At 54.1% G+C, this 17,405-nt stretch carries 16 protein-coding genes; 10 read left to right on the forward strand and 6 right to left on the reverse strand.

From position 1 onward, the window contains the following. Positions 1-95: 95 nt before the first annotated feature. The 9 genes from pfkA (at position 96) to WB371_RS16845 (ending at position 10,504) form a co-directional block, all read left to right on the forward strand. A complete protein-coding gene (gene pfkA / locus WB371_RS16805; protein WP_042998908.1) occupies positions 96-1,058 on the forward strand; it encodes a 6-phosphofructokinase in 963 nt (320 codons plus the stop codon). 222 nt (positions 1,059-1,280) lie between these two features. Beyond that, complete coding sequence (gene sbp, locus WB371_RS16810) at positions 1,281-2,270, forward strand: sulfate/thiosulfate ABC transporter substrate-binding protein Sbp (RefSeq protein WP_336221176.1); 990 nt, start codon at positions 1,281-1,283, stop codon at positions 2,268-2,270. A gap of 100 nt (positions 2,271-2,370) precedes the next feature. Next, positions 2,371-3,126: a CDP-diacylglycerol diphosphatase gene (locus tag WB371_RS16815; RefSeq protein WP_336221240.1), complete on the forward strand. Its 756-nt coding sequence runs from the start codon at positions 2,371-2,373 to the stop codon at positions 3,124-3,126. 268 nt (positions 3,127-3,394) lie between these two features. Continuing rightward, positions 3,395-4,729 carry an MFS transporter gene (locus WB371_RS16820; protein ID WP_336221177.1) on the forward strand — a complete coding sequence of 445 codons (1,335 nt, stop codon included), beginning with the start codon at positions 3,395-3,397 and terminating at the stop codon, positions 4,727-4,729. Between the two features lie 10 nt (positions 4,730-4,739). Next, on the forward strand, positions 4,740-5,684 hold the full coding sequence (locus WB371_RS16825) for an aminoimidazole riboside kinase (protein WP_336221178.1): 945 nt from the start codon (positions 4,740-4,742) through the stop codon (positions 5,682-5,684). A 24-nt stretch (positions 5,685-5,708) separates the two neighbouring features. Then, entirely contained in the window at positions 5,709-6,749 is a 1,041-nt protein-coding gene (locus tag WB371_RS16830) for an ADP-ribosylglycohydrolase family protein (protein WP_336221179.1), read from the forward strand. 60 nt (positions 6,750-6,809) lie between these two features. Next, a complete protein-coding gene (locus tag WB371_RS16835) occupies positions 6,810-7,532 on the forward strand; it encodes a GntR family transcriptional regulator (protein ID WP_336221180.1) in 723 nt (240 codons plus the stop codon). An 83-nt stretch (positions 7,533-7,615) separates the two neighbouring features. After that, complete coding sequence (locus WB371_RS16840) at positions 7,616-8,920, forward strand: SLC13 family permease (RefSeq protein WP_336221181.1); 1,305 nt, start codon at positions 7,616-7,618, stop codon at positions 8,918-8,920. A 111-nt stretch (positions 8,921-9,031) separates the two neighbouring features. Then, on the forward strand, positions 9,032-10,504 hold the full coding sequence (locus tag WB371_RS16845; RefSeq protein WP_336221182.1) for a DASS family sodium-coupled anion symporter: 1,473 nt from the start codon (positions 9,032-9,034) through the stop codon (positions 10,502-10,504). Between the two features lie 40 nt (positions 10,505-10,544). Here WB371_RS16845 and tpiA read toward each other — a convergent pair whose 3' ends face one another. Both tpiA and WB371_RS16855 read right to left on the reverse strand, forming a co-directional pair. Continuing rightward, complete coding sequence (tpiA, locus tag WB371_RS16850; RefSeq protein ID WP_103779982.1) at positions 10,545-11,312, reverse strand: triose-phosphate isomerase; 768 nt, start codon at positions 11,310-11,312, stop codon at positions 10,545-10,547. A 229-nt stretch (positions 11,313-11,541) separates the two neighbouring features. Further along, complete coding sequence (locus WB371_RS16855; RefSeq protein WP_336221183.1) at positions 11,542-12,141, reverse strand: YiiQ family protein; 600 nt, start codon at positions 12,139-12,141, stop codon at positions 11,542-11,544. A 100-nt stretch (positions 12,142-12,241) separates the two neighbouring features. Between WB371_RS16855 and WB371_RS16860 the strand changes: the two genes are divergently transcribed. Next, positions 12,242-12,676: a DUF805 domain-containing protein gene (locus WB371_RS16860; protein WP_336221184.1), complete on the forward strand. Its 435-nt coding sequence runs from the start codon at positions 12,242-12,244 to the stop codon at positions 12,674-12,676. A gap of 48 nt (positions 12,677-12,724) precedes the next feature. Here the strand turns inward: WB371_RS16860 and fpr are convergent, their stop codons facing one another. From fpr to glpF, 4 genes are all read right to left on the reverse strand, one after another. Next, positions 12,725-13,471 (reverse strand): ferredoxin--NADP(+) reductase, encoded by a 747-nt coding sequence (gene fpr, locus WB371_RS16865; RefSeq protein ID WP_336221185.1) that lies wholly within the window; start codon positions 13,469-13,471, stop codon positions 12,725-12,727. Positions 13,472-13,567: 96 nt separating this feature from the next. After that, the gene (gene glpX / locus WB371_RS16870; protein ID WP_336221186.1) at positions 13,568-14,578 is read right to left on the reverse strand and encodes a class II fructose-bisphosphatase; all 1,011 of its coding nucleotides are present in this window, start codon (positions 14,576-14,578) and stop codon (positions 13,568-13,570) included. 252 nt (positions 14,579-14,830) lie between these two features. Beyond that, on the reverse strand, positions 14,831-16,339 hold the full coding sequence (gene glpK / locus WB371_RS16875) for a glycerol kinase GlpK (RefSeq protein WP_336221187.1): 1,509 nt from the start codon (positions 16,337-16,339) through the stop codon (positions 14,831-14,833). A gap of 21 nt (positions 16,340-16,360) precedes the next feature. Further along, positions 16,361-17,206 carry a glycerol uptake facilitator protein GlpF gene (gene glpF / locus WB371_RS16880; RefSeq protein ID WP_336221188.1) on the reverse strand — a complete coding sequence of 282 codons (846 nt, stop codon included), beginning with the start codon at positions 17,204-17,206 and terminating at the stop codon, positions 16,361-16,363. Positions 17,207-17,405: the final 199 nt, after the last annotated feature.

Genomic DNA, 17,405 nt, shown 5'->3' on the forward strand with positions numbered 1-17,405 from the left:
GTTATACTATCTGCATATTCGTTGGATCGTATCGATGTGCAGGATCGACTTCCGGCAACAGATTTCATTTTGCATTCCAAAGTTCAGAGGTAGTCATGATTAAGAAAATCGGTGTGTTGACAAGCGGCGGTGATGCGCCGGGCATGAACGCAGCAATCCGTGGTGTGGTGCGCGCAGCACTGACGGAAGGTCTGGAAGTCATGGGTATTTATGATGGCTACCTGGGCCTGTATGAAGACCGCATGGTGCAGCTTGACCGTTACAGCGTGTCCGACATGATTAACCGCGGCGGTACTTTCCTGGGTTCTGCGCGTTTCCCGGAGTTCCGTGACGAAAACGTCCGTGCCGTGGCTATCGAAAACCTGAAAAAACGCGGTATCGACGCGCTGGTTGTTATCGGCGGTGACGGTTCATATATGGGGGCAAAACGCCTGACTGAAATGGGTTTCCCGTGCATCGGTCTGCCTGGCACCATCGATAATGATATCAAGGGTACTGACTACACCATCGGTTACTTCACCGCGTTGGGTACGGTGGTTGAAGCGATTGACCGTCTGCGCGACACCTCCTCTTCTCACCAGCGTATCTCTATCGTTGAAGTGATGGGGCGTTACTGTGGCGACCTGACTCTGGCGGCGGCGATTGCCGGTGGCTGTGAGTTTGTGGTGGTGCCGGAAGTTGAGTTCAGCCGTGATGATTTGGTCGCTGAAATCAAAGCGGGCATCGCGAAGGGTAAGAAACACGCGATCGTGGCGATCACTGAGCACATGTGTGACGTTGATGAGCTGGCGCATTACATCGAGAAAGAGACGGGCCGTGAAACCCGCTCGACCGTACTGGGTCACATTCAGCGCGGCGGTTCTCCGGTGCCTTATGACCGTATTCTGGCGTCCCGTATGGGTTCCTACGCCATTGAACTGTTGCTGGAAGGCCACGGCGGTCGTTGTGTCGGTATTCAGAACGAAAAACTGGTTCACCATGACATCATTGACGCTATCGAAAACATGAAGCGTCCGTTCAAAGGTGACTGGCTGGATTGCGCGAAGAAATTGTACTGATCGCAATTGCCAGATGGCGGCTTGCGTCTTATCCGGCCTACAAGTGCACTATGTAGGCCGGATAAGCGTAGCGCCATCAGGCATAAAGGCGGAGTAATTCCCGCCTTTTTTACTTTCATTTATATTCCCCGTAGTTATAGCCAATCTTTTTTTATTCTTTAATGTTTGGATTCCTTTCTGGCACGCTTTATTCATCACAACACAACATAAGAGAGTTGGACGATGAACAAATGGGGCGTGGGGTTAACCTTGCTGCTGGCATCCGGCAGCGTTCTGGCAAAGGATATTCAGTTACTTAACGTGTCTTACGATCCAACGCGCGAGTTGTACGAGCAGTACAACAAAGCGTTTAGCGCGCACTGGAAGCAAGAAACGGGCGACAACGTGGTAATTCGTCAGTCGCACGGCGGCTCTGGCAAACAGGCGACTTCCGTTATCAACGGGATTGAAGCGGATGTGGTGACGCTGGCGCTGGCCTATGACGTGGATGCCATTGCGGAGCGTGGCCGCATTGATAAAAACTGGATTAAGCGCCTGCCGGATAACTCTGCGCCGTACACGTCCACCATTGTATTCCTGGTGCGTAAAGGCAACCCAAAGCAAATTCATGACTGGAACGATCTGATTAAACCCGGAGTGTCGGTTATCACACCGAACCCGAAAAGTTCTGGCGGTGCTCGCTGGAACTATCTGGCTGCCTGGGGCTATGCGCTGCACCACAATAACAATGACCAGGCGAAAGCGCAGGATTTCGTAAAGTCGCTGTTTAAAAACGTCGAAGTGCTGGATTCGGGCGCGCGCGGTGCGACCAACACCTTTGTGGAACGAGGCATTGGCGACGTACTGATTGCCTGGGAAAATGAAGCGCTGCTGGCGACCAACGAACTGGGCAAAGATAAGTTTGAAATCGTCACCCCGAGTGAATCCATTCTGGCTGAACCGACGGTCTCCGTCGTGGATAAAGTGACCGAGAAGAAAGGCACTCAGGCCGTAGCGGAAGCCTACCTGAAGTATCTCTACTCACCGGAAGGTCAGGAGATAGCAGCGAAAAACTTCTATCGTCCGCGTGATGCTGACGTTGCGAAGAAATACGAAAATGCGTTTCCGAAGCTAAAACTCTTCACCATTGATGAGGTATTCGGTGGCTGGACGAAAGCGCAGAAAGAACATTTCTCCAATGGCGGTACGTTCGACCAGATCAGTAAGCGTTAAGTTGTGATCGAAAGCTGGCCCGGTGATTCGTCGCCGGGCTTTTTTATTTGCCATCATTTTACGTTACTCTTGCAGGCCGTTGAAATCCAGGGAACGCGTGATGAGAAAAACAGGTTATGGACTGCTGGCCGTTGTGGTTATAGCGGCCGTAGCGGGGTTGGGCTACTGGAAGCTGGCGGGCGATCCGGATGCCTTGCGTAAGATTGTGCTTGAGCAATGTGTGCCCAACCAGCGGCAGCATCAAAACCCTGCGCCGTGCGCTGAAGTGAAGCCTGATGCCGGCTATGTGATTTTCAAAGATCGTAACGGCCCTCTGCAATATTTGCTGATGCCAACCTGGCGGATTAATGGCACCGAGAGCCCGCTTCTGCTGGAGCAGTACACGCCGAATTTCTTCTGGCTGGCCTGGCAATCGCGCGATTTCATGAGCAAAAAATATGGACAGGAGATTCCGGACAGCGCTGTTTCTCTGGCTGTCAATTCGCGCAGCGGACGAACGCAAAATCATTTTCACATCCATATTTCCTGTCTTCGTCCTGATGTCAGGGCGCAACTGAATGCCAACCAGAACAAAATTAGCACCCGCTGGTTACCGCTACCTGGCGGATTGCGTGGGCATGAATACCTCGCGCGTCGCGTGACGGAAAACGAGCTGGCGCAGCGAAGCCCATTTATGATGCTGGCTGAAGAGGTACCTGAGGCGCGTGACCATATGGGCAGCTATGCGCTGGCGATGGCGCGTCAAAGCGATGATGCGTTTGTGTTGCTGGCGACGAAGCGTAATCTGCTGTCGCTGAATCTCGCCTCTGCTGAGGAAATTCAGGATCACGATTGTAAAATCCTGACTCAGCCCTGATCCGATACGCCGATGTTCTGTCGGCGTTTTATTGTACAACCTCTCACTTCAGACTGACGATGATGTATCGTTGGTTAAAATATTGTGAATTTGATCAAAAGATATAAAGGTATACCTTTATATCTTTTGGGGTTCCATTACACTCCCTCATACCGCTTGAGCCTGTCTTTTGGGGCCAGGTGTTACTCATAAAAGCTTTTATTTCACGTAGTTACGTCATTCTTTTTTTCGACATTCTTGCGCTATACGGCGCAAAAGGAATACCGATATGAAATTGTCTATCGTGGAAAAAATAGGTTTCGGCGCCGGGGATATGGCGATAAACGTAGTGATTATTGCCATGCAGCTCCTGCTGGCATATTTCTACACGGATATTTACGGTTTACGCGCAGCCGATGTGGGTGTGCTGCTGGTTGTGGTACGGATGATCGATGCCATTATCGACCCGGCAATGGGGATGCTGACTGATAAAGTGTCGACCCGCTGGGGACGCTATCGTCCGTGGTTGTTATGGTTTGCCATTCCGTTTGGCTTTGCTGTCTATCTGATGTTTATCACGCCGGATATGGCTTATACGGCGAAGCTGGCTTGGGCCTATTTCACCTATATTCTGATGACGCTGGTCTATACGGCGATCACCATTCCCTATATCTCTCTGATTGGCGTTATCACTGACGATCCCGGCGAACGTTTGAGCGCTAACGGGTATCGTTTTGTGATGACCAAAATCGCGGCGTTTCTGGTAACGATTGTGGTACCCATGCTGGCGGTCTGGCTGGGACAGGGCAATAAAGCGCTCGGCTATCAGCTCTCCATGGGGTTAATGGGGGCCATGGGCGCGGTGCTGTTTATTTTCTGCTTTATGACCACCCGCGAACGCAGCGAGCCTGAACTCCCTTCACTGACCGTGAAACAGCAGTTTGCGAATTTACTGCGTAACGACCAGTGGTTGATTCTGGGCGTGGTCATTATGTTGTTGATGTGCGGCTATGTGATCCGCGGTTCAGTGGCTGCCTACTACGCCAAATATTACCTGAATGGCGGTGACAGCCTGATTTCGCCTTTCCTGACGGTGGGCGTTGTCGCGTCGATTCTGGCGATGATTGCAACCACATGGGTGACGAAGTTCTGGGACAAAATAAAAATGTTCCGCTACACCCAACTGATCACCTTCGCATTGAGCATTGCGATGTATCTCTGCGTCGGGCAACAGAATCTTATTCTCGCTTTTGTCTTTTACTTCCTCATCAACTTCTTCTGTGACATGCAAATGCCGGTGTTCTGGTCTTCTATCGCTGAAGCGGTTGACTACGGCGAGAAGAAAACCGGTCTGCGCGTCTCCGGTCTGGCTTTCGGCGGCATTCTGTTTTTCCAGAAATTCGGGATGGGGATTGCAGGCGGCGTGCTGGGATTCCTGTTAAGCCACTTCGGCTACCAGGCGGATGTTGAACAGAGCGCAAGTTCACTGACCGGTATTGCGCTGATGATGACGCTCATCCCCGCCGTCTTCCATCTGGTGATTGGTGTGGTGATGAAAAAATACCTCATCAACAACGACTATTACCGCGATATCCAGAATGAGCTGGCACAGCGCCAGGCCTGAGGAGGAGCACATGAATCATCTCAATAAAGTCTGGGTGATTGGCGATGCTTCCGTGGATCTGGTGCCGGAAAGAGCGGATTCCTATCTGAAATGCCCTGGCGGCGCGTCAGCGAACGTGGCCGTGTGCGTCGCACGGCTGGGAGGTAACTGCGGATTTATTGGTTGTCTTGGCGAGGATGATGCCGGGCGTTTCCTTCGCCAGACCCTTGCGCAAAACGGTGTTGACGTGGGTTCCTTGCGCCTCGACCCGCAACAAACCAGCGCGGTGTTAATTGTCAATCTGACGCCAGAAGGTGAGCGCAGTTTTACCTATCTTGTGCATCCCGGTGCGGACACGTTTGTCTCGGTGCAGGATTTACCCACTTTCAGCGCCAGTGAGTGGTTTTATTTCAGCTCTATTGGCCTGACTGACAGCCCGGCACGTGAGGCGTGTCTGGAAGGTGCCAGGCGTATGAAGGCCGCAGGGGGGCACGTGATGTTTGATGTCAATCTGCGCGTCAGCATGTGGCGGGATGTACGCGAGATAGCCCCCTTGTTGGCCGAATCTATTGCTCTGGCCTCGGTCTGCAAAGTGTCAGCAGACGAGTTGTGCTGGCTGGGAAAGGTCAGTCACTGGCGGGATGCGCGCTATCTGATGCGTGAGCTTGGCTGTGAAACCACGGTGATTTCTCTGGGTGAAGAGGGCGCGCTGTTGGTGTCGCCAGAGGGCGAGTTTGCTTTCCCGGCAGCGAAAATTTCCGTCGTGGACACTACCGGCGCTGGCGATGCTTTTGTCGGTGGCCTGCTTTATACCCTCTCACACACCGCGAACTGGGACATGCGCTTGCTGATGGAAGCGATTGGCACCGCTAACGCCTGTGGGGCAATGGCGGTCACGGCAAAGGGGGCGATGACCGCGCTGCCTTATCCTGAACAACTCGCCGCCTTTCGTGCCGCTCATCCGCTGGAAAAATAATGCAAAACTGTTAAGGAGTCATTTATGCACGTTGAAACGAATAAAATACTGGGCTGCCTGATTGGTGCCGCTGCGGCGGATGCAATGGGCGCGGCGACCGAAGTACGTACTCAGCAACAAATTCGCGAATACTTCGGTGGCTGGGTGACCGGTTTTGAGAAACCGCCTGCCGATACCTTCGGACGCTGTAACGAGGCCGGGATGTGTACCGATGACTTTATTCAGGCGAAGTACATCATGGATGCCCTGCTACAGCACGATCGCCAGGTAAGCGATGACGCGATGCGTGAAGCTTTCCAGCGCTGGTTAGCCTATCCGTATTATGCCAATTTTACCGGACCAACCACCCGGGCCGCGATGAAAGCCATCTTTAACGATAACCGCGCCTCGCTTCAGGGGGAGCTGGAAGGCGAAAAACAGTCGGTGCAAATCATTAATAAAGGCAACGCGGAAGCCACGAACGGTGCGGCGATGAAGATTTGGCCCGCTGCCGTATTGCATCCTGGCGATATAGAAAAAGCGATTCAGACTGCGCTGGATATCTGCCGCTTTACCCATAACAACGTGCTGGCGATGTCTGGCGCAGCGGCGATGGCGGCGGCGACCAGTGAAGCGTTGGGGGCTGTCGCCACGGCGGACAGTATTATTGCCGCCGGAATTTACGGTGCCGATCGGGGTTACGCGCTGGCGGCAGAGCAGGGCGCAATGAGGGTTGCCGGGCCGTCTGTCGCGCGTCGTATCGAACTGGCGGTGGCGATCGGCAAACGGCACGCCCACTGGGAGACGGCAATTGTCGAACTCGCTGATATTATTGGCTCCGGCCTGCATGTCAGCGAAGCGGTTCCGGCGGCGTTTGGCCTGTTCGCGTGTTGTCCGAATTCCGCCGTTGATGCTATTATTTCCGCCGTTAATATCGGCAATGATACCGATACCGTCGCCACCATGGTTGGGGCACTTTCCGGCGCCTGGCACGGTGCTGACGCTTTTCCTGCCGACTACTTAACTACCGTTAATCGTATGAATCATTTCGATTTGGCAGAACTCGCCAGACAGATTAAAGGGTAGCGGCTGCCCTTCGGGGGCGGCGCGACCGTCCCCGTCTGGCAGACTTTCGAGGTAAATGGCTTGCAGGTTGATAAGACGAGTTTTACTCCACTGTATAAGCAGTTGTTTTATATCATTTGCCAGCAGATCCAGAACGGCACTTTGCCGCTGGGTAGCCAGTTGCCTACGCAAAAGGCGATCGCGCAAACCTATAATGTATCGCTGATTGTCGTGAAGCAGGCGTGGAGTGAATTGATCAACGCCGGTGTGATTACCTCACAGCGCGGGAGTGGTTCCGTAGTCTGTGCAGTACCAGAAGGCGTCAGCTATGGGCATACCTTTCGCGGTATCACCAGCGATCTGCGCGATGCCAGCGTAGCGGTGGAAAACCGCATTCTTGATATTGCCACGCGACGCGCGCGTGACGCGCAGGAAGACGGTTTAAGCCTGCCGGCCCATCATCATTATCTCTACATCTCCCGGGTGCGATACCTGAATAATCGCCCGTTTAACCACGAGAAAATTTATCTCGATCTCTCTTTTTTTCCGGGATTAACTTTGACGGCGGAAGAACTGGCTCACACCTCGCTTTACCACTTGTTGAATGTGAAAAGCGATTCGGCGATCGAGAAAGTGGATGCGATTCTGCCGGGGCCGGATCTCTGCGAAAAGTTGCAAATTGCTGAGAACAAACCGCTTCTTTCCGTCGCGCGCCAGACATTTATGGCGGGAGAAACGCAACCTTTTGAGTACTGCCGCTACTATGTGCTGTCTGACTATTTTGGTGAAATCCATTATCACTAACCCTCTGCTTTTTTAGGGGGAGCCGCGCGTTTACAGAAGGGGAATGCCCCCGTATTCTTGTTGAAAAAAAACAGGAGACAGGCATGTCGCTCTGGCTTACACACCCGCTGTTCCTTCCCTCACTGGTGGTTGGCATCACCATCCTGCTCTGGGCAACCTCGCTGTTGCCGGAGTTCATTACTGCGCTGCTATTTTTCACCGTGGCGATGGTGGCGAAAATCGCCCCTGCGGACGTGATTTTCGGTGGTTTTGCCTCGTCGGCGTTCTGGCTGGTGTTCAGCGGCTTTGTGCTGGGTGTGGCAATCCGCAAAACCGGACTGGCGGACAGGGCGGCAAGGGCATTGTCTTCACGGCTCACGGACTCCTGGCCGCTGATGGTCTCAAGCGTGGTGTTATTAAGCTATGCCCTGGCGTTTGTGATGCCGTCCAATATGGGACGCATCGCGCTGCTGATGCCCATTGTGGCGGCAATGGCGAAACGCGCCGGCGTGCTGGAGGGAACACGCGCGTGGTACGGTCTGGCGCTTGCGGTGGGATTTGGCACTTTCCAGCTCTCGGCCACCATTTTGCCTGCCAACGTGCCGAACCTGGTAATGAGTGGCACGGCGGAAGGTTCTTACGGAATCCACCTGAATTATCTGCCCTACCTGTTGTTGAATACGCCGGTATTAGGCTGGCTGAAAGGCGCGCTGTTGATTGTGCTCATCTGTTGGCTGTTTCCCGGAAAACCCCATGCGCCGCGAGAGTTAGCGCCGTCTGAACCGATGAGCCGTGATGAAAAACGGCTGGCCTGGATGCTGGCGGTGGTGTTGGTGATGTGGGTGAGTGAAAGCTGGCACGGCATTGGTCCGGCCTGGACCGGACTGGCGGCGGTGGTCATTACTCTGCTGCCGCGCGTTGGCTTTATCAATGGCGAGGAGTTTTCCACGGGCGTTAACATTCGTACCTGTATTTACGTTGCCGGAATTCTTGGACTGGCGCTCACCGTGACGCAAACCGGAATCGGTGACGCCGTCGGTGAGGCACTGCTAAACGTGATGCCGCTTGACCCGGACCGGCCGTTCACCAGCTTTCTCGCGCTGACGGGCATTACGACCGCACTTAACTTCATCATGACCGCTAACGGCGTGCCGGCGCTGTATACCACGCTGGCGCAGAGCTTTTCCGACGCGACCCACTTTCCGCTATTGTCGGTGATTATGATTCAGGTATTGGGTTACTCGACCCCACTGCTGCCGTATCAGGCGTCGCCCATTGTGGTGGCGATGGCGCTCGGGAAAGTCCCGGCCCGGGCCGGGATGTTGCTGTGTCTGGTGCTGGCGGTAGCGACATGGCTGTTACTGCTTCCGCTGAACTATGCGTGGTTTAATCTATTAGGAAAATTGTAGGATAATTAACCAAATATTTTGCTTTTGTGAGAGGGTGATGAGATTTACCTGAACGAATGACGGTTAATAGCGAAGTGCATAAAGATGCACAGAAAACTCAAGGATTGATCCATGGACAGATTAACCCCCATTCGTTTTTGGCCAGCCATTATCTCGATCGCTATCACGCTGACCATCTGGTTCGTTATCCCTTGTCCTGCGGATGTGACCCCGCAGGCGTGGCATCTGTTGGCGCTGTTTATCGGCACGATCGCCGCTATTATCGGTAAAGCGATGCCAATTGGGGCCATCGCGATTGTGGCGATTATGCTGGTGGCGATGACCGGCGTGACCAACCCCGGTAAGCCTTCTGCTGCCCTGAACGATGCGCTAAGCGGTTTCTCTAATCAGTTGATCTGGCTCATCGGTTTATCGATTATGCTGTCGCAAAGCCTGCTAAAAACAGGACTCGGCTCGCGCATAGGTTACGGATTTATTGCCCTGTTTGGTAAGAGAACTTTAGGTATCGCGTGGGCGTTAACCCTCGCAGAAACGCTGATTGCCCCTGTTACCCCAAGCAATACGGCACGGGGAGGCGGAATTATCCACCCGGTCATGCGGGCCATTTCCGACAGTCTGGGTTCCAAACCTGGCGATCCTGAAAACGGGTCAACGGGCCGCTATCTGGCGCTGGTCAATTACAACATTAACCCAATCAGTTCGGCGATGTTTATCACCGCAACGGCCCCAAACCCGCTAATTGTCAGCTTTTTAACCAAGGGGACCGATGGCGTACTGAATATGACCTGGGGAATGTGGGCGATTGCCGCACTTCTTCCCGCAGTGGTTTCGCTGGTGGTGATGCCCATTGTCATCTGGTGGCTTTACCCACCGGCGATCACTCGGACACCTGATGCCCCGCAATTTGCCCGGCAGAAGCTGGATCTGCTGGGTCCCCTGTCGCTGGCTGAGAAGATCACGCTGGGGGTATTTATTTTGCTGCTTTGTCTGTGGGCGGGCGTTCCGGCGATGATCATGGGTAGTGGCTGGACCGTTAACCCCACCAGTGCCGCGCTGATCGGATTATCCATTCTGTTACTGACGGGCGTTCTGAGCTGGGAGGATATTCTGAAGTGCCGCGGCGCGTGGGATACCATCGTCTGGTTTGCCGCGCTGGTGATGATGGCGGATTTCCTCAGTAAGCTGGGGCTGGTTGGCTGGCTCGCGACCAGCGTTGGCACAGCAATCGACCATCTTGGTGTCCACTGGAGCGTGGCGACGCTGCTGCTGATCCTGCTTTACGTCTATTCACACTACTTTTTCGCCAGCACCACGGCGCATATCACGGCCATGTTCTCTGCCTTTTTCATCGCGGGTCTGGGACTTGGCGCACCGCCTGCGCTGCTGGGGCTGATGCTTGGCTTCTCCTCCTCGCTGATGATGTCGCTTACCCATTATGGTACGGGTACTGCGCCGATTATTTTCGGCTCGGGCTACGCGACGCTGGCAGAATGGTGGAAAACGGGGCTGGTGATGAGTGTGGTAAACCTGACTATCTGGGGCGTAACCGGGGCCTTCTGGTGGCACTGGCTGGGATACTGGTAATGTGGAGATAAGCCGGGGAAAGTTCCCCCGGCTGTGCAACTTAGGCCTGTTTTGCGGCTTCAGCAGCTTTTACAATCACAGCGAAAGCGTCGGCTTTCAGAGAAGCACCGCCAACCAGCGCGCCATCAATGTCCGGCTGAGCAAACAGTTCTGCTGCGTTGGATGCGTTTACGGAACCGCCGTACTGGATGATTACCTGCTCAGCAATTTTCGCGTCAGCTTTGGCAATGTGGTCACGAATGAATTTGTGAACCGCCTGTGCCTGCGCCGGGGTTGCAGATTTGCCAGTACCGATCGCCCAGACAGGTTCGTAAGCGATAACTACGCCTTCGAATGCCGCTGCGCCCTGAGTTTTCAGCACTGCGTCGATCTGGCGAGCGCACACTTCTTCCGTTTTGCCCGCTTCGTTTTCGGCTTCGGTTTCACCGATGCACAGAACTGGCGTCAGACCCTGCTCTTTCAGCACGGCGAATTTTTTCGCGATCAGTTCGTCAGACTCTTTGTGGTAAGTACGACGCTCAGAGTGGCCGATAATGATGTACTGCGCGCCGATGTCTTTCAGCATTTCTGCGCTTGTTTCACCGGTGAATGCGCCAGACAGGTTCAGGTCAACGTTTTGTGCGCCCAGGATGATATGGCTACCGGCCGCAGCGTGTTTCGCCAGGTCGATATACATTTCTGGCGGCGCAATGGCTACCGCACAGCCAGCAACGCCAGCCAGCTCTTTACGCAGGTTAGCAACCAGTTCGTTTACCATGTGGCGGCTGCCGTTCAGTTTCCAGTTACCCATCACTAAAGGATGTCGCATTTCTATTCTCCACGCTTTATCAGCGAATTAAGGAAGATGGCCGCCCTTCAGGGCAGCATGGTCTGTGAAACAGTATAGAGATCACTCCCCGGAAAGGCTTTGCTTTTTATCATCTCCCCGTCATTCTCCGCGTTGCAGGTGCGTTGGCTGTACTCTCTCACCCCAGTCACTTACTGATGTAAGCTCCTGGGGATTCGTTGCGTCGCCGCCTTCCTGAAACGTGGATAATTTAGGGGGAATTGGACCCGTCCAGGTTTTCCGATAACGCAAGCTTAATCGGTTCAACTGCGAAGGTCAGCCCTTTTTCGCCGTTATCTGCGACAATATAGCGAATGGCGCCTTCGGTCTCCGCGTAATAACGTTTATTTTTCCCTGCGGTAAGCAACATTTGCAGCTTTTTCTGGCTCTGCTCTTTGGTCAGTAAGGGCGCAACCGTGCGGATCACTGCCGCCATGTACTCCAGTGCTTTCGCTTTCGCTGCTTTTTGTTCCGGTCCCTGTATCGGCAGCCACGTCACCTGCATACTTTTAATCTTCAATGTCCCGCGTTCGAGGGCGGTAGACGCATAGAGATTTTCATTAATTTTACTGGCCGCACGGGTGAGATTAGCCTGGTCCCGGCTGCTGTCGATGGCGCGGAATTCATTTAAGGTAAGCTTCGGATTTTGTGTATTAAAGTTTTCGCGAAACTGGCTGATGGAGAGATCAAACGTGGGCGCACCGGCGAGTAAATACGGTGCGGTCGCCGCCAGCGGTTCGGCGGACCGCGCGGCGAGGCTGGCGGTCATTGCCGAAAACAATAATAAAAACAGTGTACATCCTGGCTTCATCAATCTTACCTTTCGTGATAACTGTACTCGATTAAAACGATAACCGCCTGGCTTGTCAAAAGGGTAAACTGTCGGGAATGGTAAATTTAAAGGAACCGACATGACCCTACAGCAGTGGTTATTCTCATTTAAAGGGCGCATTGGACGTCGTGATTTCTGGATCTGGATTGGGCTGTGGATTGTCGGCATGGCGGTGCTGTTTTTTCTGGCGGGTCGCGATCTCCTCGCGATCCAGACGGCGGCATTCTGCCTGGTTTGCCTGCTGTGGCCTACGGCGGCGGTCACGGTGAAACGTCTGCACGATCGCGGTCGCTCCGGGCTGTGGGCCTTGCTGATGATTCTCGCGTGGATGTTGTTAGCCGGTAACTGGGCGATTCTGCCGGGAATGTGGCAATGGGCGGTTGGGCGCTTTGTGCCGACGCTTATTCTCATCATGATGATTATCGATCTGGGTGCGTTTGTCGGCACCCAGGGCGAGAATAAATACGGTAAAGATACGCAGGACGTGAAGTTTAAAGCCGATCACCAGGCGTGAAGCAAACCGTACGCCGGAATGGCCCCACGGATATCCTCCGGCAAAGCATTACCAGTAATGCTCGGCGGTCATGTGACCCGGTCGACGGCGCAGGTGTTTGGTCATTTGCCGGGTTTCTTTCAGAAGCTGCTGTGTGTCGCGTACCATCTGCGGATTGCCGCACAGCATGACATGGCTGCTCTCCTTATCCATTGATAAACCGACCGCTTTTTCCAGTTCGCCACTCTCAATCAGCGCCGGAATGCGTCCGGACAGCGAATCAGCGGTCGTTTCACGACTTACCACCGTCTGAATGCGGAGCTTGCCTGCGTAACGTTTTTGCAGCGTCTGCATCAACGGCAGATAGCTTAAATCGGCGGCATAGCGTGCGGCATGGACCAGCACCAGATTTTGGAAGCGATCCAGATCGTTACCCAATTGCAGAATCGATAAATAAGGGCCGATGGCCGTTCCGGTTGCCAGCATCCACAGCGTGTCGCAGTCCGGCACTTCATCCAGCACAAAGAAACCGGCGGCTTCACTCACCACCTGGACTTCATCGCCCGGCTTGAGTGCCGCCAGACACGGACTCAGTTTGCCATCGGGCACGGTGACCAGATAAAACTCAAGATCGGGATTATTGGGGGCATTCACATACGAGTAAGCACGCTGGACGCGTTCGCCGTCAATCTCAAGACCGAGCTTGGTAAACTGACCTGCGGTGAAAGGTTGAACGGGGGCGTGAACGGTCAGACTAAACAAGGCATCGGTCCAGTTCTCTACCTTCGTGACTTTGCCTGTTACCCAATCTGCCATGGTTTTCTCCTGTACGGTTCTCGTCCCCTTATCTTCGTTTGTTGCAAGAAAGATTTCCAGCCCGGCGGGGCTGGAAGGCTCGAACGAACAAATCAATTACAGGATGTGCGCCTGCACGTCCGGGTCTTTACGGTCGAGATAGTGGATCGACTGAATACGGCGGATGGTGCGCGATTTACCGCGGATCAGCAGCGTTTCCGTGGTGGCGATGTTGCCCTTACGGCTAATGCCTTCCAGCAGATCGCCTTTGGTAATGCCCGTCGCGGAGAAGATGACGTTGTCGCTGCGCGCCATTTCATCCAGGCGCAGGGCTTTGCCAGCCTCTATGCCCATGGCCTGGCAGCGTGCCAGTTCCTGTTCGCCAATACGACGGTTCTCTTCACTGTCGCCTTTGACATGGTGGCGCGCCAGCAGACGGCCCTGCATGTCGCCGTCCAGCGCGCGGATCACCGCCGCAGACACCACACCTTCCGGCGCGCCGCCAATGCCGTACAGTACATCCACTTCGCTGTCTGGCATACAGGTCAGAATGGAGGCAGCGACATCGCCATCGGGGATCGCGAACACGCGCACGCCCAGCTTCGCCATTTCTGCGATCACCTCATCGTGACGTGGTTTCGCCAGAATGGTCACCGTCAGTTCACTGAGCGGTTTACCCAACGCGTTAGCGATATTGCGCAGATTATCTTCCAGCGACAGGTTGAGATCGATGCTGCCTTTGGCACCCGGACCGACAATCAGCTTTTCCATGTACATATCCGGCGCATTGAGGAAGCAGCCTTTATCACCGACAGCCAGTACCGCCAGCGCGTTGGCCTGGCCCATCGCGGTCATGCGGGTGCCTTCAATCGGATCAACCGCAATGTCCACCGCGTCGCCGCGACCGGTTCCGACTTTCTCACCGATGTAGAGCATTGGCGCTTCATCGATTTCACCTTCGCCGATCACGATGGTGCCGTCGATATTGACCTGATTGAGCATGATGCGCATAGCGTTAACCGCCGCGCCGTCAGCGGTATTTTTATCGCCGCGTCCTAACCATTTGTAGCCAGCCAGCGCCGCCGCTTCGGTGACGCGGGAAAATTCGATGGCAAGTTCTCGTCTCATAGCAAACTCGTAGCAGAAAGGAATTGGCGCGAAGTGTAGCACAGGGGAGGGGATGAGATTATTGATGTGTATGCGGGGTTACCCCCGCATCAATGTGACACAACCTGTAGGCCGGATAAGACGAAGCCGTCATCCGGCATTAACAACGCATTCATGCCTGATGGCGCTGCGCTTATCAGACCTACGTGGGAGTTTCAGGAACTGACGACATTGTAGGCCGGATAAGGCGAAGCCGTCATCCGGCAGGCAACATTACTCGTCGTGATCTTCCCATGCCAGTGCACGTTTAACCGCTTTTTTCCAGCCGCTATAACGGTAGTTACGTTCGGTGGTTTCGATGCCTGGGCGGAATTCACGTTCGATAACCGCTTTTTCCTGTAACTCATCGAGGTTCTGCCAGAAGCCAACCGCCAGACCCGCCAGGTACGCCGCACCCAGCGCCGTGACTTCTCGCACTTCCGGACGCTCAACGCGTGTACCGAGAATGTCAGACTGGAATTGCATCAGGAAGTTGTTGGCGACAGCGCCGCCGTCCACGCGCAGGGCGTGCAGGCGAATACCGGAGTCTGCCTGCATTGCTTCCAGCACGTCGCGGGTCTGGTAGGCAATGGATTCCAGCGTTGCGCGGATGATGTGGTTGGAGTTCACGCCACGGGTCAGGCCGAAGATCGCACCGCGTGCATATGGGTCCCAGTACGGCGCGCCCAGACCGGTAAAGGCGGGCACAACATACACACCGTTGGTGTCTTTCACTTTGGTCGCGAAATATTCGGAATCGAATGCGTCGCTGATGAGTTTCATTTCATCACGCAGCCATTGAATGGATGCGCCCGCCATGAACACGGCGCCTTCCAGCGCGTAGTTCACTTCCCCGGTCGGACCGCAGGCGATAGTCGTCAGCAGCCCATTTTCTGACTTCACTGCTTTCTCACCGGTGTTCATCAGCATAAAGCAGCCGGTGCCGTAGGTGTTTTTCGCCATCCCTTCCTTCACGCACAGTTGACCAAACAGCGCTGCCTGCTGGTCTCCAGCGATACCGGAGATAGGAATACGCGTACCGCCTTTACCACCAATGTTGGTCTGGCCGTAGACTTCGGAAGAACGACGCACTTCCGGCAGCATTGCGCGCGGGATATCCAGCGCATCCAGCATTTTGTCGTCCCAGTCCAGCGTGTGGATGTTGAACAGCATGGTACGTGAGGCGTTTGTGTAATCCGTTACGTGTACGCGTCCCTGCGTCATTTTCCAGATAAGCCAGGTGTCAACGGTCCCGAACAGCAGTTCGCCGCGACGAGCGCGTTCACGAGAGCCTTCGACGTGGTCAAGGATCCACTTCACCTTGGTGCCGGAGAAATACGGGTCAATCACCAGACCGGTGTTATTGCGGATGTACTCTTCCATGCCATCGCGCTTCAGTTGTTCACAGATATCCGCAGTACGACGGCACTGCCAGACAATCGCGTTATAAATCGGTTTACCGGTTTCGCGTTCCCAGACGATGGTGGTTTCACGCTGGTTCGTAATCCCGATTGCTGCAATCTGATCGGAACTGATGTCCGCTTTAGCCAGAACTTCCACCAGCGTAGAGCTCTGTGTCGCCCAGATTTCCATCGGGTCGTGTTCTACCCAGCCTGCTTTCGGGTAGATTTGCTCAAATTCGCGTTGTGAAACGCTCACGATATTCGCATCGTGATCCATCACAACAGCGCGAGAGCTGGTGGTGCCCTGGTCAAGCGCAACGATATACTTTTTCTCAGTCATAATTTTTGTCCCGTAGTCACATTACAGCGAAGCGTTTTGTTGTGAAGTGGTCGTGGTTTCCTTCTCTTCCACGGCACAGACATCGCACGGCAAATGGCGGCCGATCAGTTTGCGATAGGCGAACGCGCCCAAAATAGCGCCAACGATGGGGCCAAACAGCGGCACCAGGAAGTAAGGAATATCTTTGCCACCAGTGAAAGCAACGTTACCCCAGCCAGCAAGCCAGGCGAACGCTTTCGGGCCGATATCACGCGCCGGGTTCATCGCAAATCCGGTCAACGGCCCCATGGATGCGCCGATAACGGCAATCAGTAAGCCAATCAGCAGAGGCGCCAGCGGACCACGTGGTACACCGTTACCATCGTCAGTCAGCGCCAGAATAAGCCCCATCAGAATAGCGGTAATCACCATTTCAACCGCGAAAGCCTGCACAAAATTAATGTGCGGGTTTGGATACGTTGAGAAAGTGCCAGCCAGATCAACACTTTCGATGCTGCCACGTACAATGTGGTGCGTTTGTTCAAAGTCGGCGAAAAGATTGTAATAAAGCCCGTAAACTAACGCCGCTGCACAAAATGCACCGGCAAATTGAGAAAGGATAAAAGGAACAACTTTGCGTTTGTCAAAACAGGCAAACAGCCATAATGCGATCGTAACCGCCGGATTAAGATGTGCGCCAGACACACCTGCGGTCAGGTAGATAGCCATCGCTACCCCCAGCCCCCAGATGACGCTGATTTCCCACTGACCAAAAGACGCACCCGCGACTTTAAGCGCAGCGACACACCCTACACCGAAGAAAATCAACAACCCGGTACCGAGGAATTCTGCAATGCACTGGCCTTTTAAGGTTGATGTTTGACTCATAATCGGATCCTGAAGAGTTTAATGTTTATTGTAAGCGAGGAGGTCACTGACGTCCGCGATGCCCTGTCGGCATACTGTTAATTTATCGTTAACGCTCAAAAACGAGAAATATCGAAATTAAAATGTGTGTGCCACGTCAATAAAATGAGCGTTATCGCGCTATCTGGCGCGTTTTGTTATACATAAAGCCTATGAGCTG

This window comes from Citrobacter amalonaticus (assembly GCF_037053465.1).
Lineage (GTDB): Bacteria > Pseudomonadota > Gammaproteobacteria > Enterobacterales > Enterobacteriaceae > Citrobacter_A > Citrobacter_A amalonaticus_H.

Excerpts from the sequence above, each read along its gene's own strand:
- fpr (WP_336221185.1), bottom strand. The coding sequence starts at position 13,471 with ATGGCAGATTGGGTAACAGGCAAAGTCACGAAGGTAGAGAACTGGACC.
- WB371_RS16860 (WP_336221184.1), top strand. The coding sequence starts at position 12,242 with ATGACCCTACAGCAGTGGTTATTCTCATTTAAAGGGCGCATTGGACGT.
- glpK (WP_336221187.1), bottom strand. The coding sequence starts at position 16,339 with ATGACTGAGAAAAAGTATATCGTTGCGCTTGACCAGGGCACCACCAGC.
- WB371_RS16820 (WP_336221177.1), top strand. The coding sequence starts at position 3,395 with ATGAAATTGTCTATCGTGGAAAAAATAGGTTTCGGCGCCGGGGATATG.
- WB371_RS16830 (WP_336221179.1), top strand. The coding sequence starts at position 5,709 with ATGCACGTTGAAACGAATAAAATACTGGGCTGCCTGATTGGTGCCGCT.
- tpiA (WP_103779982.1), bottom strand. The coding sequence starts at position 11,312 with ATGCGACATCCTTTAGTGATGGGTAACTGGAAACTGAACGGCAGCCGC.
- glpX (WP_336221186.1), bottom strand. The coding sequence starts at position 14,578 with ATGAGACGAGAACTTGCCATCGAATTTTCCCGCGTCACCGAAGCGGCG.
- glpF (WP_336221188.1), bottom strand. The coding sequence starts at position 17,206 with ATGAGTCAAACATCAACCTTAAAAGGCCAGTGCATTGCAGAATTCCTC.
- WB371_RS16855 (WP_336221183.1), bottom strand. The coding sequence starts at position 12,141 with ATGAAGCCAGGATGTACACTGTTTTTATTATTGTTTTCGGCAATGACC.
- sbp (WP_336221176.1), top strand. The coding sequence starts at position 1,281 with ATGAACAAATGGGGCGTGGGGTTAACCTTGCTGCTGGCATCCGGCAGC.
- WB371_RS16825 (WP_336221178.1), top strand. The coding sequence starts at position 4,740 with ATGAATCATCTCAATAAAGTCTGGGTGATTGGCGATGCTTCCGTGGAT.
- WB371_RS16845 (WP_336221182.1), top strand. The coding sequence starts at position 9,032 with ATGGACAGATTAACCCCCATTCGTTTTTGGCCAGCCATTATCTCGATC.
- pfkA (WP_042998908.1), top strand. The coding sequence starts at position 96 with ATGATTAAGAAAATCGGTGTGTTGACAAGCGGCGGTGATGCGCCGGGC.
- WB371_RS16840 (WP_336221181.1), top strand. The coding sequence starts at position 7,616 with ATGTCGCTCTGGCTTACACACCCGCTGTTCCTTCCCTCACTGGTGGTT.
- WB371_RS16815 (WP_336221240.1), top strand. The coding sequence starts at position 2,371 with ATGAGAAAAACAGGTTATGGACTGCTGGCCGTTGTGGTTATAGCGGCC.